This is a genomic window from Streptomyces ziwulingensis (assembly GCF_039542605.1).
Lineage (GTDB): Bacteria > Actinomycetota > Actinomycetes > Streptomycetales > Streptomycetaceae > Streptomyces > Streptomyces ziwulingensis.
Genome location: NZ_BAABIG010000017.1, coordinates 80,419 through 101,879, shown reverse-complemented (window position 1 = coordinate 101,879; position 21,461 = coordinate 80,419). Strand labels below are relative to the sequence as shown.

General features: G+C 74.2%; 17 protein-coding genes and 2 pseudogenes. 6 read left to right on the top strand and 13 right to left on the bottom strand.

From position 1 onward, the window contains the following. Window positions 1-134 precede the first annotated feature (134 nt). A pseudogene (locus ABEB00_RS08060) lies at window positions 135-1,019 on the top strand (D-alanyl-D-alanine carboxypeptidase family protein); the annotation flags it as partial. 35 nt (window positions 1,020-1,054) lie between these two features. Here ABEB00_RS08060 and ABEB00_RS08055 read toward each other — a convergent pair. Together ABEB00_RS08055 and mptB are read right to left on the bottom strand one after the other, a co-directional pair. Then, a complete protein-coding gene (locus ABEB00_RS08055) occupies window positions 1,055-2,422 on the bottom strand; it encodes a glycosyltransferase 87 family protein (RefSeq protein WP_345618336.1) in 1,368 nt (455 codons plus the stop codon). Next, window positions 2,419-3,813 (bottom strand): polyprenol phosphomannose-dependent alpha 1,6 mannosyltransferase MptB, encoded by a 1,395-nt coding sequence (mptB, locus tag ABEB00_RS08050; RefSeq protein ID WP_345618507.1) that lies wholly within the window; start codon window positions 3,811-3,813, stop codon window positions 2,419-2,421. Before mptB ends, ABEB00_RS08055 begins: the two co-directional genes overlap by 4 nt. 224 nt (window positions 3,814-4,037) lie before the next feature. Here mptB and ABEB00_RS08045 point away from each other — a divergent pair, with 224 nt between their 5' ends. Further along, window positions 4,038-5,111, top strand: a complete 1,074-nt coding sequence (locus ABEB00_RS08045; protein WP_345618335.1) for a fatty acid desaturase family protein — start codon at window positions 4,038-4,040, stop codon at window positions 5,109-5,111. A 101-nt stretch (window positions 5,112-5,212) separates the two neighbouring features. On the opposite strand, the gene crcB is transcribed toward ABEB00_RS08045, so the two are convergent. The 3 genes from crcB to ABEB00_RS08030 all read right to left on the bottom strand — a co-directional run bounded on the left by crcB (window position 5,213) and on the right by ABEB00_RS08030 (window position 6,551). Continuing rightward, complete coding sequence (gene crcB, locus ABEB00_RS08040) at window positions 5,213-5,587, bottom strand: fluoride efflux transporter CrcB (protein WP_345618334.1); 375 nt, start codon at window positions 5,585-5,587, stop codon at window positions 5,213-5,215. Beyond that, a complete protein-coding gene (locus ABEB00_RS08035; protein ID WP_345618333.1) occupies window positions 5,584-6,042 on the bottom strand; it encodes a fluoride efflux transporter FluC in 459 nt (152 codons plus the stop codon). Before ABEB00_RS08035 ends, crcB begins: the two co-directional genes overlap by 4 nt. Before the next feature lie 218 nt (window positions 6,043-6,260). Continuing rightward, window positions 6,261-6,551, bottom strand: a complete 291-nt coding sequence (locus ABEB00_RS08030; RefSeq protein WP_345618332.1) for an ArsR family transcriptional regulator — start codon at window positions 6,549-6,551, stop codon at window positions 6,261-6,263. Between the two features lie 171 nt (window positions 6,552-6,722). On the opposite strand from ABEB00_RS08030, the gene ABEB00_RS08025 reads away from it, so the two are divergent. Beyond that, the gene (locus ABEB00_RS08025; RefSeq protein ID WP_345618330.1) at window positions 6,723-7,127 is read left to right on the top strand and encodes a MarR family winged helix-turn-helix transcriptional regulator; all 405 of its coding nucleotides are present in this window, start codon (window positions 6,723-6,725) and stop codon (window positions 7,125-7,127) included. 7 nt (window positions 7,128-7,134) lie between these two features. On the opposite strand, the gene ABEB00_RS08020 is transcribed toward ABEB00_RS08025, so the two are convergent. Next, window positions 7,135-7,536: an SseB family protein gene (locus ABEB00_RS08020; RefSeq protein WP_345618329.1), complete on the bottom strand. Its 402-nt coding sequence runs from the start codon at window positions 7,534-7,536 to the stop codon at window positions 7,135-7,137. Between the two features lie 246 nt (window positions 7,537-7,782). On the opposite strand from ABEB00_RS08020, the gene ABEB00_RS08015 reads away from it, so the two are divergent. From ABEB00_RS08015 to ABEB00_RS08005, 3 genes are all read left to right on the top strand, one after another. Then, window positions 7,783-9,546: a glycoside hydrolase family 35 protein gene (locus tag ABEB00_RS08015; RefSeq protein WP_345618328.1), complete on the top strand. Its 1,764-nt coding sequence runs from the start codon at window positions 7,783-7,785 to the stop codon at window positions 9,544-9,546. 211 nt (window positions 9,547-9,757) lie between these two features. Next, window positions 9,758-10,828, top strand: a complete 1,071-nt coding sequence (locus ABEB00_RS08010; protein WP_345618327.1) for a LacI family DNA-binding transcriptional regulator — start codon at window positions 9,758-9,760, stop codon at window positions 10,826-10,828. A gap of 228 nt (window positions 10,829-11,056) precedes the next feature. Beyond that, window positions 11,057-12,502 carry a glyceraldehyde-3-phosphate dehydrogenase gene (locus ABEB00_RS08005; protein WP_345618326.1) on the top strand — a complete coding sequence of 482 codons (1,446 nt, stop codon included), beginning with the start codon at window positions 11,057-11,059 and terminating at the stop codon, window positions 12,500-12,502. A 52-nt stretch (window positions 12,503-12,554) separates the two neighbouring features. On the opposite strand, the gene ABEB00_RS08000 is transcribed toward ABEB00_RS08005, so the two are convergent. The 7 genes and pseudogenes from ABEB00_RS08000 to ABEB00_RS07970 all read right to left on the bottom strand — a co-directional run bounded on the left by ABEB00_RS08000 (window position 12,555) and on the right by ABEB00_RS07970 (window position 21,455). Next, window positions 12,555-16,331, bottom strand: a complete 3,777-nt coding sequence (locus ABEB00_RS08000) for a S8 family serine peptidase (protein WP_345618325.1) — start codon at window positions 16,329-16,331, stop codon at window positions 12,555-12,557. 308 nt (window positions 16,332-16,639) lie between these two features. Next, window positions 16,640-17,014 (bottom strand): hypothetical protein, encoded by a 375-nt coding sequence (locus tag ABEB00_RS07995; protein ID WP_345618324.1) that lies wholly within the window; start codon window positions 17,012-17,014, stop codon window positions 16,640-16,642. A 204-nt stretch (window positions 17,015-17,218) separates the two neighbouring features. Beyond that, window positions 17,219-18,895, bottom strand: a complete 1,677-nt coding sequence (locus ABEB00_RS07990; RefSeq protein ID WP_425586456.1) for a cellulase family glycosylhydrolase — start codon at window positions 18,893-18,895, stop codon at window positions 17,219-17,221. A gap of 132 nt (window positions 18,896-19,027) precedes the next feature. After that, window positions 19,028-19,585, bottom strand: coding sequence for a GNAT family N-acetyltransferase (locus ABEB00_RS07985; RefSeq protein ID WP_345618505.1), 558 nt, complete (start codon window positions 19,583-19,585; stop codon window positions 19,028-19,030). A 57-nt stretch (window positions 19,586-19,642) separates the two neighbouring features. Then, window positions 19,643-20,434 (bottom strand): annotated as a pseudogene (locus ABEB00_RS07980) (DMT family transporter); the annotation flags it as partial. A gap of 165 nt (window positions 20,435-20,599) precedes the next feature. Beyond that, window positions 20,600-21,112, bottom strand: coding sequence for a GNAT family N-acetyltransferase (locus ABEB00_RS07975; protein ID WP_345618321.1), 513 nt, complete (start codon window positions 21,110-21,112; stop codon window positions 20,600-20,602). A gap of 139 nt (window positions 21,113-21,251) precedes the next feature. Then, window positions 21,252-21,455 (bottom strand): MbtH family protein, encoded by a 204-nt coding sequence (locus tag ABEB00_RS07970; RefSeq protein ID WP_345618320.1) that lies wholly within the window; start codon window positions 21,453-21,455, stop codon window positions 21,252-21,254. Between the last annotated feature and the right edge of the window lie 6 nt (window positions 21,456-21,461).

Below are 21,461 nucleotides of genomic sequence, written 5' to 3'. Positions count from 1 at the left end.
ACCTTTCCCCCCTCCCCCGCGGCGGGCCGGCGCCTCGCCGTCACGGCGGCGCCGGATGCGGCATCCGGGTGCTCGCGCCCGCGGCTCGGCCCGGGCAGCGTGGCGTCGGGCGGACACATTCCTACGTTTGCGGTATGACTATCGGATTCTCTTCCCGGCTGGTCGTGTCCGGATGCGGGCTCTGCGTGGCGGGGCTGCTGGCGCTCGCGCCCGCCGCCGCCGCGGTCCGTACCCGGCCGCCGGATCCCGGCCCGCCCGGCGGACCGCGGGCGACGGCACCGCAGCCCGGACTGCTGTACCACCCCGGCACCCAGGTCCGCGCCCGCCCCGGCGCCCCCGTGGTCCCCGAGATCTCCGCCCTGTCCTGGGTGGTGGCCGACGCCGGGAACGGGGACGTCCTCGCCGCGCACGACGCGCACCGCCCGCTGCCGCCCGCCAGCACCCTGAAGACCCTGTTCGCGCTCACCGTGCTGCCCGTCCTCCCCGGCGGTGTGCGGCACGAGGTGCGGCCGGAGGAACTGTGGGAGGTGGGGCCGGGCAGCAGCCTGGTCGGGGTCGCCGAGGGCCGCACGTACCGGGTCGCCGATCTGTGGAACGGGGTCTTCCTCAACTCCGGCAACGACGCCGTGCACGTCCTGGCCGCGCTCAGCGGCGGCTGGAGCGGCACCGCCGCCCGGATGCAGGCCAAGGCCCGTAGCCTCGGCGCCCACGACACGCAGGTGCGCTCGCCCGACGGCTACGACTCCCCGGGACAGGTGTCGTCCGCGTTCGACCTCGCCGTCTTCGGCCGGGCGGGGCTGCGCAACCCGGAATTCGCGCGGTACTGCGCCAGGATCGAGGCCCGCTTCCCGGGCGACGGGGGCACCTACGGCATCGTCAACACCAACCGGCTGCTGACCGGCTCGGACGGGGTCGCCGCCTACCCGGGGGTGATCGGCGTCAAGAACGGTTACACCAGCGGGGCCGGGCACACCCTGGTCGCCGCCGCCCGCCGCGACGGACGCACCCTGGTGGTGACCGTGATGAACCCTCAGGAGGGCGGTGGCTTCGCCGTCTACGAGGAAGCCCGCTCGCTGCTTGACTGGGGGTTCGAGTCGGCCGGGCGGGTGGCGCCGGTGGGGTCGCTGGACGCGCTGCGCCTCCCGGCCCGGCGGGGCCCGGAGGCGGTGCCCGCCGCGCCGGCCGCCGCGGCGGTCCCGGCCGGGGACGGGCCGGGCTGGACGGAGGCGGGGACCATCACCGCCGCCGCCGGGTTCGGCGCGGGTGTCGTCGCGGTGGTACTGCGGCGCAGGGCCGGCCGGGCGGAGGGCGGCTGACCGACCGGCAGGCCGAGGAGCAGGCCGAGGGTGATCCAGGCGTACGCGTTGGAGCCGAGGAAGCCGTCCACGCCCGAGGGGTCGTCGACCCACAGCCACACCACGCTGGTGCACAGCACCGCGTACAAGGCGCCCGCCACCCGCGGGTGCCCGGCGCGGACCAGGACGGCGAACGACGGCAGCAGCCACACCAGGTGGTGCACCCAGGTCACGGGGCTGACCAGGCACGCGGTCAGGCCCGTGAGAGCGAAGGCGGCCGCCGGGTCCCGGTCGGCGACCGCCCGGCGCGTCCGCCACGCCCACACCCCGAGCACCAGCAGCACCGCGACCGCCCACGCGGCCCGGCCGGGTTCCCCGAGCCGGGCGAGCACGCCCTGGAGGGACTGGTTGGAGACGTAGGCCAGGCGGCCGACGCGGGTCGTGTCCCACATCGCGTCGGTCCAGAAGAAGCGGGAGGCGCCCGGCGCCGCCCAGGCCGCGAGCGCGGTGGCGCCGGCGGCCACGGCCGTCGCCGTCGCGGCCGCGCGCCACCGCCGGGCGAGCAGCAGCAGCCCGATGAAGAGGGCGGGCGTCAGTTTGACCGCCGCCGCCACGCCGATGCCCACGCCGGCCCACTTGGCGCGCGCGGGCCGGCCGGCCAGCAGCCGGGCGTCGGCGAGGACGAGAGCCAGCAGCAGAAGGTTCACCTGGCCGAAACTGACGGTGTCGCGCAGCGGCTCGAACAGGGCCAGCGCACAGAGCGTCAGGGCCCGGCCGTACCAGCCGAACCGCCGCCCGGCCGGTGCCCGCAGCGCCCGCAGGATCACCACCAGGGCCGCCGCGTTCAGCAGCAGCGCGACGCCGATCGCGGTGCCCAGGCCGAGCAGGGCCATCGGCAGCATGGCGAGCGCGGCGAACGGCGGGTAGGTGAAGCCGTACACCGTGCCCGGTACGCGGTAGTCGTAGAGCTGTCCGCCCCGGTGGATCCAGTGGTCGACGGCCCCGTGGTAGACGCGCAGGTCGAACCAGTCGCGCAGGAGCGGCACGGTGGCGGTGAAGGCGGTCACGGCGGCCGCGAGGGCGAGGACCAGCAGCAGCCGGCCGCGGTCGGTGCCGGGCGGCCTCACGCGACGCTGCCCAGCGCCGGGGCGAGCCTGGCCTGGTGGGCCTGCCACAGCACGACCGCGGCAAGGGCGGCACCGCAGACCGCCAGGACGAGCTGGCCGAAGTCGGCGGGGCCGCCGCCGGGCAGGGTGGCCGGGGCGAGCACCGCGGCCACCGCCGCCGCGCGGCGGTGCACGGAGGCGCTGGGCGCGGCCGCGGCGATGAGGAAGAGCGCCCACAGCGCGTACCAGGGGCGGACCGCGGGACCGAGGGCGGCCACCGCCGCCAGGCTCAGGCCGGCCGCGTACACCGGGTGGGGACGCGGCCGCAGCCAGACGAGCAGCATGATGACGGCGGCACCGGTCAGGCCGAGCGCGTGCCAGGCCGGGACGGCCAGGGGCGCGAGGTCGCTGCCGAGACGGTCCAGGACGGCGGTGGTGGCGTTGCCGAGCAGGCTGGTGAGGGCCCAGTTCCCGGGCGATATCGGGGTGTTCAGGGCGGCGGTCCAGCCGTAGCCGGTGCCGGTCGCGGCCGTCGTGGCGACGGTCGTGGCCACCGCGGCCAGGGCGGTCGTCAGCACCGCCCGGGCCGGTGAGCGGCCCGCCCGGACCTGGAGGACGACGACCGCGGCGAGCCCCAGCACGGCGGGTGCCTTGACCAGGGCGGCGAGCGTGACCAGCACCGCGCCCGCCACCGGCCACCGGCCCGGCGCGGCGACCAGCCCGATGCCGAGCAGCCCGAGCATGACGGCGTCGTTGTGGGCGCCCGCCACCAGGTGCAGCAGGACCAGCGGGTTGAGCGCGCCGAGCCAGAGCGCGGCGGCCGGGTCGGCGCCGCTGTGCCGGGCGAGGCGGGGCAGTGCGACGGCCATCAGCGCCACTCCGGCCAGGGCGACGAGCCGCATCCCGATCAGCCCGGCGGGGAGGTCGCCCCGGGTGAGCGCGGACAGGGCGGCGGCCACGCCGAGGAAGACCGGGCCGTACGGGGCGCCGGTGTGCTGCCAGAGCGGGGCGACCTCGGCGGACAGCGGCCCGCCCAGGCCGGCCGGCCCGTGGGCGTACACGTCGATGCCCGCGTTCACCATGGCGCCCTGGGCGAGGTAGCTGTAGACGTCCCGGCTGAACAGGGGCGGGGCGAGCAGCAGTGGCGCCGACCAGAGGGCCAGGGTGGGCAGCAGGGCGCGGGGCGCCGGCGGCCGCGGGCCGCGGATCAGGCGGCCGAGGAGCGCCCAGGCCGCGATCAGCAGGACGACGCCGAAGTACACGCCGACCAGGCCGAGGGCGGCGCCCGCGGAGGCGGGGGCGAGCAGGTCCCGTACGGGCAGGGCGCCCGCCGTCTCACCGCCCGCCGCGAGACAGGCGGTGCCCGCCAGGCCGAGGACCTGGCAGCGGCGGAGGTCGACGGGGAAGGCCACGGACAGCACACGCGCAGCATGTCGGCACCGGATGGCCGGGAACCGACCTACCGCCCTCCTGGCGGGGGCGTGCGCATGGACGCCGTATGAGCGGAGCGCCCCGGCGCCCGCGGGGGCCGGCCGCACGGTGGGGCTAGCCGCACCTCGGGCCGGGGGCGGTCACCCGCTCCGCCCGGGGGGCAACGCCATTCCACGGTAGTGAACGCGTTCACATACTGGAGGGCATGGCTCACCCGACGGTATTGACCGAGACCGCGACCGTATCCACCGGCACCAGGACCACCCGCGAAGGGGAGCGGGGGCCGGGCAGTGACTTCGCCGAACTCGCCCGCCGCGTCAACGACGCCGGACTGCTGGGGCGGCGACCGCTGTACTACACCGTGCGTTTCGGTGCCGTGGGACTGGCGCTCGCGGGCGGTGTGGCGGCCTTCCTCACGCTGGGTGACAGTTGGGCCCAGCTCCTGGTGGCCGCCGGCCTCGCCGTGGTCTTCGGTCAGCTCGGGCTGGCCGCCCACGACCTCGCCCACCGCCAGGTGTTCTCCCGCCGGCGCCCCAGCGAGGCCGGCGGTCTGCTGACCGCCGACCTGCTGCTCGGCATGAGTTACGGCTGGTGGATGAACAAGCACACCCGCCACCACGCCAACCCCAACCACGAGGCCAAGGACCCGGACGTCTCGCCGGACCTCCTGGTGTGGTCCCGGCGCCAGGCGCGGCAGGCGGTGGGGATACCGCGTTTCATCGGCCGGCACCAGGCCGCGCTGTTCTTCCCGCTGCTGACGCTCGAAGGTCTCAACCTGAGCCTCAGCAGCTTCAAGGCGCTGCGCGGTCCCTCGGTGAAACGGCCGCTGGTGGAGGGGGCCCTGCTCGTCGCCCACTTCGCGCTGTACTTCGGCGGCCTGTTCACGGTCCTCTCCCCCGGCAAGGCGTTCGTCTTCCTCGCCGTGCACCAGGGGCTGTTCGGGCTCTACCTGGGCTCGGTCTTCGCGCCGAACCACAAGGGCATGCCGATGATCGAGGAGGGCACGCGGCTCGACTTCCTGCGGCGCCAGGTTCTCACCTCCCGCAACGTCCGGGGCGGTGCGTTCATCGACGCCTTCATGGGCGGCCTCAACTACCAGATCGAGCACCACCTCTTCCCCAGCATGCCGACACCCGCCCTCGCCGCGGCCCAGCGCCTCACCGAGCGGTACTGCGCCGAACTGGGCATCCCCTACCACCAGACCGGGCTGCTCGCCTCGCACGGTGAGGCGCTGCGGCACATGCGCCGGATCGGGGAGCCGCTCCGCGACGCCCGGTGAGACGGACGACGGCGCGCTTTCCGGTCGTTCGCGGGTGCGCTCCCGGTGGGCGCGGGTGCGCTCCCGGTGGGCGCGGGTGCGCTCCCGGTGGGCGCGGGTGGTCACGACCAGAGCGCCTCGCCCAGGGCCGCGCCCGCGAACGCCGCCGCGAGGGCCACCGCCACGCTCGCCACCACGTTGACGGCGGCCGACCGGCGGGCCCCCGTCTCCGCCAGGTGCAGTGTCTCCAGCGAGAAGGTCGAGTACGTCGTCAGCGCCCCGCACAGGCCGGTGCCGATCAGCAGTCCGAGACGGGAGCCCGCGGCGCCCGCGAGCGCGGCGCCGGTGAGCAGGCCGAGGACGAGGGAGCCGGCCACGTTCACCGTGAACGTGCCCCAGGGGAAGGCGGAGCCAGTCCGGGCCCGCACCGCGCGGTCGGTGAGGTAGCGCAGGGGGGCGCCCACCATGGCGCCGACGACGACCAGCAGCCAGTTCACGACGAGTGCCTCGCCTTCAGTGCCCGGCGGGTGACGGACGCGGCGAGCCAGACCGCGCCGAGCGCGGCGAGCGGGGTCGCGGCCAGGACGGCGAGGCCGGTGCCGGTGTGCCCGGTGGTGACGAGGCGCTCGATGTCGACGGCGTACGTCGAGAAGGTGGTGAAACCGCCGAGCACCCCGGTGCCGAAGAAGGGCCGCAGCAGGCGGCGGCCGGGCCACACCTGAGTGGCGAGGACGGTGAAGGCGCCCATCACGGCGCAGCCGGCGACGTTGACCCAGAAGATCGTCCAGGGGAACCCGCCGCTCTGCGCGGGCCACCACAGGGAGGCCGCGTACCGGGCGGCGGCGCCGGCCCCACCGCCGAGCGCGACGGCCGCGACGACCGGCGCCTCGGCGCGCCAGGTGAACCGTCGCCGGGCGGCGGGGTGCACGGCGGCGCCCTCGGGTGCGGTCATGTCGCGGGTCTCCTCCTCGCCTGCGTCGGGGTGCCCCCGGTTCGGCGAGCCGAGGACCGTCGGCGCCGGTGCCGCCGTCCGGTTACGGCGGCCCCGGCGTCGCGCCACGCGGCGCCTGGCTGCGGAGATCGCGGACGGTGGCCAGAGTAGCCCCGCCCGCGCACGCGTTCACGTCGGGGCGACGCCCGCGCCCACGGTGACGCCCCCGCGCTCCTCCGCTACCGCTGCCACCCCTTCTCGAACATGCGGGCGACTTCGGCGATGCGCATCTCGTCCCGCCGGTAGTACGTCCGCCGCCGGACCCGGTCGGCGCGGAGCAGACCGGCGGCCACGAGGAGGGCGAGATGGGTCTCGGCGACGCGGCGGGAGACGCCGAGCCGGGTGGCGACGGCGTGCGCGTCGACGCCCGGGGCGGGCCGGCGGCGCCGGGGCGGCGGGAAGTGCGCGGCCGGGTCCTTGAACCACTCCAGGATCTCCCGGCGCGTGTCCCCGACCGGATTCCTCAGCATCGCGTCCTCCCTCCGGCCGGCGCCCCCGCTGTCCCGCCCCCACTGTCCCGCAGCCACGGCGCCCCTGTCCGCCGTTGTACCGACCCGGGGCCGGGCGGAGGGCCGTGCGCGCTCCGCGTCGACGGCGCGCGCTCCGGCAACGTCCGATGGACGCGGTGTTACCGTGCGGGTATGGCAGGGAAGACGGCCGGTACGCCGCTCGACGAACGGTGGCGGCACATCCTGACGGTGCACGCGCGCACGATGTGCGGGATCGACCGGGCGCTGCACGCGTACGGTCTGGGCGCCAGCGACTTCGAGGCGCTGGACCTGCTCGCCACCGCCGCCCCCGCCCAGGGCGGCCACTGCCGGGTGCAGGACCTGGCCGGCCGGGTCCACCTCAGTCAGAGCGCCCTGTCCAGGCTGATCGCCCGGCTGGAGAAGGACGGCCTGGTGGAGCGTTCGGTCTGCGCGGAGGACCGGCGCGGGGTGTGGGTGACGCTCACCGAGGCGGGCCGCGCCCTGCACACCGAGACGCTGCCCGTGCAGCGGGCGGTACTGGCCCGGATGCTGGGCGACGACCGGCCGGAGGACTGACTCCGGCTCAGGGACGCGCCAGCAGCGTGCGGACGCCCTGCGAGGTGAGGGTGAGCCGGTGCTCGGAGCCGGCGTCGATGGAGAGCGAGAGGTCTTCGGCGGGCCACTGCGCGGCGAGGGCACCCAGCGGCACCAGACGGTAGCGGGAGACGGACGGCAGCAGGCCGGCCATCTCCCGCTCCGAGGTGAAGACGGGCACCACCTGCCCGCCGCCCGACTGTTCCAGTACCGGCAGGGCCAGCGTCTCCTCGCTCACGGCGTCCTCCTCGCCCGCGTCGTCGGGCACCGGCACGAGCACCTCACTGCCGGCCAGCGTGTCCAGTGCCACCGTGTCCTCGGTGTTCACGGAGAGCGAGTCGAGAGCCTGCCGGGCGGGTGTGGCGGTCGGGTCGTTCGCAGGTGTGTCCATGGCAAATCCCTGATAGCGGCGGTCGTGCGGCCCGCCCGAGGGCGCGATCGGCACGGGCGTGGTCCCGGCTCGCGTACCCGATGGCTCCGGGGGCAACCCTGTCCGGTCCCGGGGGTTGACCCGGGGACGGACCACGGCTGTGATGTTACCGGTAACATCACAGCCGTTCGCGGCACCGCCCAGCGAAGGCTCCGCCCCGCGAGGGCACCACCCCGCGAAGGCTCCGCCCAGCGAAGGGGAACCCCTGTGTCCGCCCTGACGACGACGTCCGACGGCTTCCTGCTGCACGGCGAGCCGTTCCGCATCCTCTCCGGCGCGCTGCACTACTTCCGGGTCCATCCGGAGCAGTGGGGCGACCGGCTGCGCAAGGCCCGGCTGATGGGCCTCAACACGGTCGAGACGTACGTCCCGTGGAACCTGCACCAGCCGGACCCGGGCGGTCCCCTCGTCCTCGACGGCATCCTCGATCTGCCCCGCTTCCTGCGGCTGGCCGGCGCGGAGGGGCTGCGGGTGCTGCTGCGGCCCGGGCCGTTCATCTGCGCCGAGTGGGACGGCGGCGGCCTGCCCGCGTGGCTCACCGCGGACCGGGAGATCCGGCCGCGCAGCGCCGATCCGCGCTTCACCGGCGCCGTCGACCGCTACCTCGACCTGCTCCTGCCCCCGCTGCTGCCGCACTTCGCCGCGGCGGGCGGGCCCGTCGTCGCCGTCCAGGTGGAGAACGAGTACGGGGCCTACGGCACCGACACCGCCTATCTGGAACACCTCGCCGGGGCGCTGCGGGCGCGCGGCGTCGAGGAGTTGCTGTTCACCTGCGACCAGACCGACCCGGCGCATCAGGCGGCCGGGAGCCTGCCGGGCGTGCTCGCCACCGCCACCTTCGGCAGCCGGGTCGAGGAGTCGCTGCGGCGGCTGCGCGCCCACCGGAGCGAAGGGCCGCTGATGTGCGCCGAGTTCTGGATCGGCTGGTTCGACCACTGGGGCGGTCCGCACCACGTGCGGGACGCGGCCGACGCCGCCGCCGACCTCGACCGGCTGCTGGCGGCCGGAGCCTCGGTCAACGTCTACATGTTCCACGGCGGCACCAACTTCGGCCTCACCAGCGGCGCCGACCACCATCACGCCTACACGCCCACGGTCACCTCGTACGACTACGACGCCCCGCTCACGGAGTGCGGCGACCCCGGTCCGAAGTACCACGCGTTCCGCGAGGTCATCGCCCGGCACGCGGGCGTACCCGACGAGCCCGTCCCAGGCCCCTCCCCCAAACTCGCGCCGGTGGAGGTGGAGTTGGACCGGCGGGCGCCGCTGCTGCCGTACGCCGCCGCCTCCGTGCCGCCGGTGCGCGGCGACGATCCGCTCCCGCTGCACGCCCTCGGGCAGGCGTCCGGCCTCGTCCTGTACCGCACCGCGGTGCCCGCCACCGGTGCGGGTCTGCTGCACTTCACGGGCGGGATCGGCGACCGCGCGCAGGTCTTCGTCGACGGCGGGCCGGCGGGCGTCCTGGAGCGGGAGCGGCACGAGGAGACGCTGCCGGTGCGGATCGCGCGGCCCGGCGCGGTACTGGAGGTCCTGGTCGAGAACATGGGCGGGGTCAACTACGGGCCGCACATCGGCGATCCCAAGGGGCTCCTCGGGCCGGTTGAGTTCGACGGCACGGTGCTGCGCGGCTGGGACTGCCACGCGCTGCCGGCGGCCGATCCGGGCGCGGTGCCGTTCGCCCCGGCCGACCCGGGCGCGAGCGCCGTACCCGCCTTCCACCGGGGCACGTTCGAGGTGGCGGCGCCCGCCGACGCGTTCCTGTCGCTGCCCGGCTGGTCCAAGGGCCTGGCCTGGGTCAACGGCTTCGCCCTCGGCCGCTACTGGAACCGGGGCCCGCAGCGCACGCTGTACGTCCCCGCCCCCGTGCTGCGGTCCGGCGCCAACGACCTCGTGCTGCTGGAGCTGCACGGCACGCGGGCCGCCCGCGCGCACCTCACCGACACGCCTGACCTCGGCCCGGTCAAGGTCTGAGGTCGGAGTCTGAGGTCTGAGGTCTGAGACCGGAGGTCCGAGGTCCAAGGTCCGAGGTCCGAGGTCCGAGGTCCGAGGTCCGAGGTCTGCGGCGCCGACGCGCGTCGGCTCACCTGCCCCGCCCCGCCCTGCCCGCCCGGCCTATGCTGTGCTCCTGCCGGGCGGGGCGGGTGAGCCGTGCCGCCGCGTCGACGCCGAGGACCCACCCGCCATGACCCCGAGCGCCCCCGACGGCCCCGCGCGGCGCAGCAGGCGCAGCTTCGCCGGGACGCGGCCGGTGATGGACGACGTGGCGCGCCGGGCCGGTGTCTCCAAGCAGACCGTCTCGCGGGTGCTCAACGACCATCCCGCCGTCCGGCCCGAGACCCGGGAGGCGGTGCGGGAGGCGATGCGGGTGCTCGGCTACCGGCCCAGCCGCAGCGCGCGGTCGCTGGCCAGCGGGCGGACGCGGATGCTCGGCGTCCTCTCCTTCGACGCCGCCCGGTACGGGCCCGCCGCGATGCTGACCGCGATCGACGCGGCGGCGCGGGACGCCGGTTATCTGGTGGGTTCCATCGCCCTGGACACGGCCGACCGGAACACCGTGGCCGAGGCAGTGCGGCGGCTGTCGGCGGAGGGGGCGGACGGGGTGATCGCCATCGCACCCCAGCGGTGGGTGGGCCGCGCCCTGGCGGACTCCGGTCCCGACCTGCCCCTGGTGGTGCTGGACGACGCCCCCGAGGACGGCGCCCCGCAGGTCACCGGTGATTCGCGCGACGGGGCCCGCCGAGCCACCGGCCACCTGCTGGCGCTCGGGCACCGCACGGTCTTCCACCTCGCCGGTCCGGCCGGCTGGACCTCCGCCGACCAGCGGCTGGCCGGCTGGCGGGCCACCCTGGAGGCGGCCGGCGCCGAGGTGCCCGAACCCCTCGTGGGCGACTGGAGCGCGGGCTCCGGGTACGAACTGGGCCGCCGGCTCGCGGGGCGGCCGGAGGTGACGGCGGTGTTCGCCGCCAACGACCAGATGGCGCTGGGCCTGCTGCACGCCCTGCACGAGGCGGGGCGGGCGGTGCCCGGCGACGTCAGCGTGGTGGGTTACGACGACATCCCGGAGGCGGCGTTCCTGCTGCCGCCGCTGACCACCGTGCGCACCGACTTCGCCGAGATCGGCACCCGTTCGCTACGGCTCCTGCTGCACCGGATCGACCGTGCCGCCGAGCCCCCGCGCTCGGCCCGTCCGGTGCCCGCGGAACTCGTCGTACGGCGAAGCAGCGGGCCGCCGCGAGTTTCGCGACTTCCCTAGGGCCGGTTTCGAAGTCCCGTCCCGAAGTCCCGTCCGCCCCCTCCCCTCCCCTCCCCTCCCCTCCCCTGCCCCGCCCCTGCCCCTGCCCCCGCCCCTGGTCCTTGCTCTCGGGGCGCGGCCGGGCCCGGTTCCGGCGGGCGCTCATTCGATCAAGGGTGCACCCACTTGATCGATCATCGTGACCGTGCGGTTAACATATGAGCGCCCCCTAGCTCGAAAGATGGAACCGTGACTGTCAACGACGACTCGTTCACCGACTGGAAGCACCGCGAGGAGATCGCGGAATCGATGATCCCGATGATCGGGAGGCTGCACCGGGAGCGGGACGTCACGGTCCTGCTGCACAGCCGATCCCTGGTGAACAAGTCGGTGGTCAGCATCCTGAAGACGCACCGCTTCGCCCGGCAGATCGCCGGCGCGGAGCTGTCCGTGACCGAGACGCTGCCCTTCCTCCGGGCGCTCACCGCGCTCGACCTCGGCCCGTCCCAGATCGACCTCGGCATGCTCGCCGCGACCTACCGGGACGACGACCGCGGGCTGTCGGTGGCGGAGTTCACCGCCGACGCCGTCGCGGGTGCCACGGGCACGGACAAGATCGAGCGCCGTGCACCGCGGGACGTCGTCCTCTACGGCTTCGGCCGCATCGGCCGCCTCCTGGCCCGGCTGCTCATCGAGAAGTCCGGTTCGGGCAACGGGCTGCGGCTGCGGGCCGTCGTCGTCCGCGACAGCGGGAGCGGCGACCTGGTCAAGCGCGCCTCGCTGCTGCGCCGCGACTCCATCCACGGCCAGTTCCAGGGCACCATCACCGTGGACGAGGCGAACAGCCGGATCATCGCCAACGGCAACGAGATCCAGGTGATCCACGCCGCCGATCCGACAACGGTGGACTACCCGGCGTACGGCATCAAGAACGCCATCCTCATCGACAACACGGGCCGGTGGCGCGACCGCGAGGGCCTCTCGAAGCACCTGCGCCCCGGCATCGACAAGGTCGTCCTGACCGCGCCCGGCAAGGGCGACGTCCCCAACATCGTGCACGGCGTCAACCACGACACCGTCAAGCCGGACGAACGCATCCTGTCCTGCGCCTCCTGCACCACCAACGCGATCGTCCCGCCGCTGAAGGCGATGGCCGACGAGTACGGCGTGGTGCGCGGGCACGTGGAGACGGTCCACTCGTTCACCAACGACCAGAACCTGCTGGACAATTACCACAGGTCCGACCGGCGTGGCCGCTCGGCGCCGCTCAACATGGTCCTCACCGAGACCGGTGCCGCCTCCGCCGTGGCCAAGGCGCTCCCCGGCCTGAAGGCGAAGATCACCGGCTCCTCGATCCGGGTGCCCGTGCCGGACGTCTCGATCGCGATCCTCAACCTCACACTGGCCCGCTCCACCACCCGCGAGGAGGTGCTGGACCACCTGCGTGAGGTGTCGCTGACCTCGCCGCTCAAGCGGCAGATCGACTTCATCACCGCGCCGGACGCGGTCTCCAGCGACTTCATCGGCTCGCGCCACGCCTCGATCGTCGACGCGGGCGCCACCAAGGTCGAGGGCGACAACGCCATCCTCTACCTCTGGTACGACAACGAGTTCGGCTACTCCTGCCAGGTGGTCCGGGTCGTGCAGCACGTCTCGGGCGTGGAGTACCCGACCTATCCGGCGCCCGCGGCCTGACCCCGGGCCGGCCGGCCCGGGGTCAGGTTCCGCGCGGTGCGGGTCGTGACGGTCAGCGGGCGATGCCGGCCGCCCGTACGACGGTCTGCGTGACGGTGTCGCCGCGGCTGTCCGAGGCGTGCACCCGCAGGGTGACGTACTTCGCCGCCTTCGGCGCCTTCAGTACGGTGCTGACCTTGCCGTTGCCCCGGCCGCTGACGCGGGCCGCGGTCCAGGTGGCGCCGTCGTCGTAGGACACCTCCACCTTGTCGGTGCGCAGGGCGGCGGCCGGGCCGCCCGCCAGGTGCAGCGGCGTGACGAGCAGGGTCGCGCCGGACGCGGCCCTGCCCTCGGCCGACGTGGGCAGGGCGTAGTCGAGCTGGACCAGCGGGAGCTGCTCGGTGGCGTCCGCCGCGCGGGGCGCGGACGAGGTGAACGTCCACTCGGTCCGGGTCGAGGTCGAGTACGGGAACTCGGCCGTGGCCTCCCGGGTGGCGGAGTGCACCAGCCGGTAGCCGCCCTTCTTGGCGGGCACGGTCGCCGTCACGTCGCCCGAGCCCTCGGCGAGCACGGTGTCGCCCCGGTACAGGACGCTCTTCTGGGTGGCCTGCTCGCTGCCGAAGGGCATGACGTTGGCGTGGTCGCCGCCGGAGTCGCCCCAGGCCGGGACGGTCACGTCGATCCGGTCACCGGTGCGGGTGGGCGGGGCGACGCCGCCGTTGATCCGGGGCCGGGCCACCGTGCCGAACCAGTTCGCGTCCGTGGTGGTGCCCGCCCGGTAGCGGACCGGTCCGGAAGTGCTGGACACCGCCTGGGACAGCTCGGCCTCCTCCGACCAGAAGAACGTGCTGTCGGTGCTCACGTAGTCGGTGCGGTGCGAGCCGGCCGTGCTCAGCCGGTTGCCGGTGACCTTGTACGTGGTCCAGGGGTGGATGTCGTAGCGGTTCTCGTACACCTCGCGGTTGTCGGGGTTGCGGTAGCCGGTCTCCACGCGGGCGAGCTGACCGGTCTTCGGCGCGTAGCTGAGCGTGGTGGGGATGCGGTCCTTCCATGTGCGGACGAGGTCGTACAGGTAGTCGGTGTCGGGGCGGGAGACGGCCCGCAGCGGCACCGAACCCGAACCGGCCGCGTCGACGCGGGCGATGAGCTGCTCGCCCTCGGTCCGGGAGAGCCCGGCCACCTCGATGGTGGAGCGGATGATGGCCTCGCGCAGCCGTCCGTCCAGGTCGTTGACGAACAGCAGCAGCTTCACACCCGCGGCCGTCGCGGCCCGGATCTGGTCGTCGGCGGTGTCCTCGTCCTCGCCGTCCCAGCGCACGACGGCGGCCTTGCCCGCGGCGTCGACGCCCTCGTAGTCCTCCGCCAGGCCCTCGCCGGGGTGGATCACGTCGAGGTCGTACTCGTCCTCGGGGAGCTTCGCCGACCCGGGCATGATCCACAGGTCGTCGAACTCCTGCCGGCCGGAGGTCACCGACAGCAGGGGTTCCTGGTTGCGCCAGCGGGCGGTCAGGTACTGCTCGCCGTCACGGGGTGCGGCGGCCGGGGCGGTCCAGATGCTGTCGAAGCCGTCGCCGATCTGGGTCAGGTCCGTGAGGGCGGAGCCGTCGCCGAACTCGCGGTGGTAGTCCAGGCGCTGGGCGAAGGTCTCGGTCTTCTTCGGCGTCACCGCGCTGATCTGCCGCAGCTTCCTGCCGTCCAGCACCAGGTCGGTGTCGCCGGTGATCTCCACCTGCGGCAGGACCAGGCGCGCGTATCCGGCCGAGGAGGCGCCGTGCGTGCCCTCCACCCGGAAGTCGGCGTAGACGGTGTACCGGCCGGGGGGCAGCAGTTCGTCCGACTCGCCGCCGCTGTAGAGGGCCATGCCCTCGTACTCGTCGCCCTTGCGGAAGAAGGTCAGGATGCCGTCGGTGGGTTCGCCCGAGCGGCCGGTGATCTTGGTGCGGACGTGGAAGAGCTGCTGCCGGGTGCTGACGCCGAGCAGCGTGCGGGTGCGGACGGTGCCGTCGGCGGACGCGGTCAGGCGGCCGGTCCAGCGGTTCAGCTCGCCCGCCTTGGCGAGGTCGGTGGTGACGGTGACGCTCGCGGTGCCGTGTGCGGGGACCTCCAGCCGGTCCTTCGAGACCGTGAAGACACCGGCGGGGGCGTCGGGCGCGTCGACGGCGAGGTCGACGGTGACGGCCTTGTCACCGGTGTTGGTCCAGGTCGCCGTGGAGTCGACGGTCCGCTCGGCCGCGCCGGGCGAGTGGATGCCGGCGTCCACCTTGCCGGTGGCGGTGAGGGCGGCCGTGGCCGCCCCGGCGGCATCCACCCGGCCGTTGCCGCCGTCGTCGGCGCTGATGCCGGGCGTCGCCTTCACCGTGCTGACCAGGGCGTCCTTGATGCGGCTGCCGGTCCAGTCGGGGTGCGCCGCGGCCACCAGCGCCGCCACGCCCGCCACATGGGGCGTCGCCATGGACGTACCGCTCAGGCTCTGGTAAGCACCGGATCCCTCGGCGGCGTACTGGGAGCGGGCGGCCAGGATGCCGACGCCGGGCGCGGTGATCTCGGGCTTGAGGGCGTCGTCGCCGTAGCGCGGGCCCCGGCTGGAGAAGTCGGCTATCGCGTCGGCGGAGTCGACGGCGCCGACGGTCAGGGCCGCGTCGGCGGTGCCGGGCGAGCGGACGGTCCGGGCCTCGGGGCCGTCGTTGCCGGCCGCGATGGTGAACAGCGCGCCGGTCTCCTCGCTCAGTTCGTCCACCGCGCGGGCGAGGACCGTCTCGCCGTCGGTGTACTCACCGCTGCCCAGGCTCATGCTGACGACCCGGGCGCCCACCTTGCGCGTGGCCCACTCCATGCCGGCCACGATCCAGGAGTCGTAGCCGACGCCCTCGTCGCTCAGCACCTTGCCGACGTGCAGGTCGACGCCGGGCGCGACGCCCTTCTCGGCGCCGTCGGAGGCGGCTCCGCTGCCGGCGATGGTGGAGGCGACGTGCGTGCCGTGGCCGTTGCGGTCGGTGACGCCCTCACCCGGCACGAAGCTGTCGCTGTCCGCGACGGCGTCCTTCAGGTCGGGGTGGCCGGGGTCGTAGCCGGTGTCGAGGACGGCCACGTCCACGCCGTCACCGGTGTTGCCGCCGGACCAGACCTCGGGGGCGCCGATCTGGGCGACCGAGTCGCTGAGCGTGGCCTCGGCCTTGCCGTCGAGCCACACCTCGGCGACGCCGCCCTTGAGGGCCGGGGCCGCATCCTGGTCACCGGCGCGGGCCCCGGTGCCGGTGAGGGCCGACCACAGCCCTTCGGAGTCCTCCCGGTCAGCGGCAAGCGCGACGCCGTTGACGCTGGTGAGCGGGTGCACGCCGGTGACGTCGCCCGGCAGCGCGTCGGCCCGTCGGCGCAGGGTGGCCGCGCCGGCCTCCTTGCCGCCGTAGGTGACGATCAGCGGCAGATGCGCGAGGTGCGCGTCGTCGTAGCCGTCCGCCAGCAGCCGGGTCACATTGAACAGCCGCTGGTCGAGGACGCCCGCGGCCAGGTACGAGCGGGCGGAGTCGGGATAGACGTAGGTGTCGCCGCCCACGGTCACGATCCGCGCGCCGCTCGCCTCACCGTCGGGTCCCCGGACGTCGAGGGTGTCGGGGCCGGTCGCGGCGGGGGTGACGGTCACCTTGTCACCGGTGAGCAGGGTGACGGACCGGGCGGCCCCGGCCGAGGTGACGGCCTTGCCCGGCTGGGAGTCGACAACGATGTCGGTCGGGGCGGCGGAGCCGGCCGACGGGGTCGCGGAGGCGGTCAGGTGCGGGGTCGCCGCGGTGACCAGGAGGGCGACGGCCGGCACGAGCAGGCGCCGTCGTCTTCGGGAGGGGTGCTGTGTCAACGGATTCCCTTGACTTGAGGGTCTGACCTGGATGGTCATACAGGCCGACGGGAATCTACGCGCTCGGAGTCGATCTTGGGAAGAGTCGATCGAGACGGTAGCGCGGCGTCAACATGGCGGACATGCGGTCGGGTTGGGCCGCCGGGTCCACCAGGGCCGCGCGGGTGGGCGAAGCGCCAGGACAGGCGGGATCGCATACGATCCGGCGACTCCGTACCGCTCGGGCGGAGAGCGGGAGACGGTGCGGAGAACGGGAAACGGCCCGCCGACACCGTCGACGGGCCTCCCGCGCGCGGCGGTCCACGCCCCTAGCAAGGGTTGCCGGCCTCCCGCCACTCCACCTTCGTGACGGACATCGGCTGGGTGAAGTAACTTCCCTGACCTCTGTTGACACATTCCGTGTACACGGGCCCCTGCCCGCCGTCCCGGACGATGGAGTACGTCATCGTGGCGTCCCGGGACGAGTTGTTGTAGAAGATGTGGCCGAGTGCGCTGCCGGACCACTCGTCCTCGGTGGCCAGCGACGGAGGCAGGTCGGTGTCGCCGTACCAGTACTCGGGCCACACGCAGAACTTGGCCTGCGGGCAGTTGCCGGGGGCCCACGCGGACGCGGTGGGAGCGGAGGCCATGACACCGAGGAAGGCCGCGGGTACGGCCGCGAGGGCAAGGGCTTTCAGACGCATGGGGGGATCCGTTTCCGAGACTTCGCCGCCACGCCGGCGACGCGGAGGTTGAAAGATCAATCGGCAGCGTAACGGGTTCGTGATGTTCTTGGACAGAGTCAACTCCTCCCCCGTGCGGCGCGGTTGCGGTCTCAGGTGCCTGCGCCGGCCCGGACGGTCCGGACCGGCGCAGGCACCTCTCCCGCCGGTCCGCGGGCGCCCGGTTCAGGAACCGGTCGTGCAGGCCGTGCCGTTGAGGGTGAACGCGGTCGGGGCGGGGTTGGAGGTGAGCTTCGTACCGGTGAAGCCGACCGTGACCGAGCCGCCCACCGGGATGGCCGAGGTGTACGACGCGGCGGTGACCGTCACCGAGGAGCCGTTCTGGGCCGGGGCGCCGCCCCACATGTTGCTGACGGTCTGACCGGCCGCGAAGGCGAAGCCCAGGGTCCAGCCGTCGACGGCGGCGGTACCGGTGTTGCGGAGGGTGATCTCGCCCTGGAAACCACCGGGCCACTCACCCGCGACCCGGTAGCCGACGGAGCAGCCCGCGCCGGGGGTGCCGGTGTCCTCCTCGGTGGTGACGGTGACGGTGGCCGACCGGGAGGAGCGGTTGCCGGCCGCGTCCTTGGCGTAGACCGCGAAGGTGTAGCGGGTGCCGGCGGTCAGGGACGGGACGGTCACCGTGGTGGTCGTGGCGGAGACGGCCGGGGTCTCCGCGGTGCCGTCGACGCGGACCACGTCGTACCCCGTGACACCGATGTCGTCCGTGGCGGCGGGCCAGGTCAGGGTGACCGAGGTGGGAGAGACACCGGACGCGGTCGGGGCGCCGGGGGCGGTCGGGGCCCGCGTGTCGGGGGCGGTGGTGCCGAAGACCGTGGCCTCGCGGGAGGTCTCGGCGATGCCGTCGGCGCCGTGGAAGACCCGCTCGCCCCAGGAGCTGAGCCGCGCCGGGTCGAAGTCGATCGCGAGGTCGAGGACCGGGTCGGTGTTACCGCTCCAGGACCAGGCCAGGTAGCCGAGGCCGAGCCGCTGGGCGGCGGCCATCATGGTGTTCTCGTCCGGGTCGCCCCACTGGTCGGCGGGGCCGCCGAACTCGCCGATCACGAGCGGGAGACCGGCGGTGACGAAGGCGTCGAGATAGTCGGTGATCTCCTGCGCCGTGTCGTAGACGCTGTACATGTGGATCGAGAAGAGCAGGTTGCCGGTGGGGTCGGCGTCGTAGACCTGCCGGGCGGTGGTGCGCATGACGTTCTGCCAGTCCTGGCCCCAGTTGGGCGCGTCCACCATGATCGTGTGTTCGAAGCCGGCCCCGCGCAGCTTCTGGATCGCGGCGGTCGTGGGAGCGGTCCAGCCGGCCGGGTCGGTGTTGCCCCAGGGCTCGTTGCCGATGTTGACGATGACGTAGTCCTCTTCGCCGGCCAGGACGTCCTTGAGGCTGATCCAGTAGTCGGCGGCGTGGTCGAGCGTGCCGGCGGCGGCGTCCTCACCGTAACCGGTGGTGTCGTGCACCTCCAGTACGCAGATCAGGCGGTTGGCCTTGCAGTCGGCGACGACGGCCGCGACGTCCTCGGGGCTGTTGCGGCTCCAGCGGTGGCCGTCGGAGAGGACGACACGCACGGTGTTGGCGCCGAGCGCCTTGATGTCGGCCAGCGACCGGGTCTCGCCCGGGTACCAGGTGTGGGCGTGGTTGACGCCGCGCATCACGAAGTCGTTGCCGTTGCCTTCGAGGAGGCGGCCGTCGCTGATGTGCAGTCCGGTCGCGGCGGCGCCGGGTGGCTCCGGGGCGTCGGCGGCCAGGGCGGGCGACGGGGACAGGGCGAGCAGTCCGAGGAGGGTGGCCAGGGTGGCCAGGGCCGCCAGGAGGGCGCGGGTCACTGCTGACGTGCTTCTTGTCGGTCTCACTGCGACTCCAGATGAGTGAGGCAAGGAAGCGGAGGGACGGGCTGACGTATGGGAGCGCTCCCACGTTAGCCAGTAGCGACAGGGACACGTCAAGAGTGGGGGCGAAAGCGGTTTCTCGGCGAGGACGCACCGTCACGCCGTGTCGTCACCTCGCCCAGCCACCGGGCCGGTGTCCGCGCTCGCTGCGGGCGGTACCGGCGCGGGCCAGGGGCGCGGCGGGCGGACCATGAACACGTCCACCGCGTCCTCCGATTCGAGGGCGAAGCCGTGCCGCTCGTACAGGCGCCGGGCCGGGCTGCCCCGCAGGACGTTCAGCCGGACCGGGAGGGCGTCGCGGTCGCACCGTGCCAGCAGCGTGCGCAGCACGGCCGAACCGATGCCGCCGCCCTGGAGGCGCGGGGCCACATAGAAGTGCTCCAGCAGGCGGATCTCGCCGGCCGGCCGCAGCGCCACGCAGCCGGCGAACGCGCCGTTCACCTCGATCACCCAGGTGTGCGCCGGAGTGAACCCGTCCCGCAGCCGCTGCCGCACCCGCTGCTCGTCGTACCGTCCGAGCCGCTCCAGATCGGCCCGCAGCACCACGGCCCGCAGCTCGGCCACGGCCTCGGCGTCTGCCGCCGAAGCCGGCCGGAACCGCCAGTGCGGCGCGGGGGCCCGGCGGCCCGTGGCGGTACGCGCGGGTGCGGTCAGGACGGCGAGGCAGCCCACGACCAGCGCGACGCCCGCCCAGCCGGCCGGGGCCAGGCGTTCGCCGACGACCAGGACGGCGAGCACGGCCGCGACCACGGGTTCGAGGAGGGAGAGGGTGGTCGCGGTGCTCGCCGGGACGCGCGCCAGACCCCAGCCGAACAGGACGTAACCGACGAACATCGGCACCAGGGCCAGGTAGGCGCCGACGGCCATGGCGGCCCGGGAGTCGAGGAGCGGGGCGCCGGTGACCGGCAGCACGGGCAGGAGCAGCAGACCGCCCAGGCCGAAGACGGCACCCATGGCGGCGGTGGAGGTGACGCCCCGGCTCATGAGGCGGTGGGCGGCCCAGGAGTACAGGGCGTAGGTGATCCCGGCGACCAGGCCCAGCGCCACGCCCAGCACGGTCGATGCCGCGGAGTGCGCTCCGGGACCGGAGTGCGGGCCGGCCCCGGAGCGCACTCCGGCCGCCTGCGCCGCGCAGAGCAGTACGGTGCCCGACAGGCCGAGTGCGGCACCGGCCGTCCAGCGCCGGGTGAGGCGGCGCCTGTCCACCACGCGCTCGATCACGGCCGAGGCGAGCGGCGCCGAACCGATCGACACCACGGTCCCGGCGGTGACACCGGCCAGGTGCATGGAGCTGTAGAACGCCATCGGATAGCCGCCCACCGCCAGGGCGCCGAGCAGCACCACACCACGCTGAGCGCGCAGTCGGGGCGCCTGCCGGGCGAGGCGGGGAACGGCGACGAGGGCCTGGAGGAGTCCGCCCAGGCCCATGGCGACGGCCCCGATGGCGAGCGGTCCCACGCCGGGGGCGAAGGTCGCGGCGGTACCCGTGGTGCCCCACAGCACCGACGCCACGAGCACGCACGCCGACCCCACGCCCACCGGACCGGCCGCGGGCACGGCGGGACGCGTCACCTTCGGTCCATCAGGTCGGCCTCGATACGGGTGGGCTGCTGAGCGGACGAGTCTACCCGGGCGGGCCCGCCGGGCCGGCGGCGCGTCCTGGTCCGGTCAGAGCGCCTGGACGGTGGAGATGACGACCATCCGGGTCACCGAACCGTCGTCGCCCACCACGTCGCGCACATGCCGGAAGCCCAGCCGCCGGCACATCGCGAGGCTCGCCGTGTTCTCGGCGCCGACCATGCCGTACGCCTCGGTCAGTCCGAGGCCGTCGGCGGCGTGGCGCAGCAGGCCGCGGACGATCTCGGTGCCCAGGCCCCGGCCCCAGTACTCGGGGGCGAGAGCGGTGACGAGTTCGTGTCCGTCGACGTTGCCGGTCTTCTTCACCTCCGCGTGGCCGATGTACGTCCCCTCCCACCACACGCCCCACACGTCGAACCGGCGGGTGGGGTAGACGTCGGTGAGGATGGCGCGGAACGCCGCGCGCAGCTCGGCCTCGGGCACCTGGTCCTGGCCCATCCAGCGGCACACCTCCGCGTCGCGGAGCAGGGCGACGAAGTGGTCCTCGTCCTCGGGTCGGTAGGGGGTGAACTCCAGCCGGTCGGTCTTCAGGGGAGGGGTCATCGTGGACTCCTGGGGTGGGGCGGTGGTGGCCGCGCGGCGCGGGCCGTGACGTGCGGACGTCGGCCGGGGCCGGCGCCTGGTGCCGGGGCGCGGGCGGCGTACCGCACCGCCCGCGCCCCGGCGTCCGGGACCCGGGCGCTCACGCCTCGGCGTTCTCCATCCGCTCGCGCAGGCTGCGCGGGCGCATGTCGGTCCAGACCTCGTCGACGTAGGCGGAGCACTCCTCCTCGGTGCCCTCCTTGCCGACGGGCTGCCAGCCCGCGGGCACCTCGACGTCGACCGGCCAGAGCGAGTACTGCTCCTCGTCGTTGCGCAGCACCTGGTAGCGGGTGTTCTCGTCCATGTCGTC

Excerpts from the sequence above, each read along its gene's own strand:
- ABEB00_RS08045 (WP_345618335.1), top strand. The coding sequence starts at position 4,038 with ATGGCTCACCCGACGGTATTGACCGAGACCGCGACCGTATCCACCGGC.
- ABEB00_RS08035 (WP_345618333.1), bottom strand. The coding sequence starts at position 6,042 with ATGACCGCACCCGAGGGCGCCGCCGTGCACCCCGCCGCCCGGCGACGG.
- ABEB00_RS08030 (WP_345618332.1), bottom strand. The coding sequence starts at position 6,551 with ATGCTGAGGAATCCGGTCGGGGACACGCGCCGGGAGATCCTGGAGTGG.
- ABEB00_RS08025 (WP_345618330.1), top strand. The coding sequence starts at position 6,723 with ATGGCAGGGAAGACGGCCGGTACGCCGCTCGACGAACGGTGGCGGCAC.
- ABEB00_RS08020 (WP_345618329.1), bottom strand. The coding sequence starts at position 7,536 with ATGGACACACCTGCGAACGACCCGACCGCCACACCCGCCCGGCAGGCT.
- ABEB00_RS08010 (WP_345618327.1), top strand. The coding sequence starts at position 9,758 with ATGACCCCGAGCGCCCCCGACGGCCCCGCGCGGCGCAGCAGGCGCAGC.
- ABEB00_RS07995 (WP_345618324.1), bottom strand. The coding sequence starts at position 17,014 with ATGCGTCTGAAAGCCCTTGCCCTCGCGGCCGTACCCGCGGCCTTCCTC.
- ABEB00_RS07975 (WP_345618321.1), bottom strand. The coding sequence starts at position 21,112 with ATGACCCCTCCCCTGAAGACCGACCGGCTGGAGTTCACCCCCTACCGA.
- ABEB00_RS07970 (WP_345618320.1), bottom strand. The coding sequence starts at position 21,455 with ATGGACGAGAACACCCGCTACCAGGTGCTGCGCAACGACGAGGAGCAG.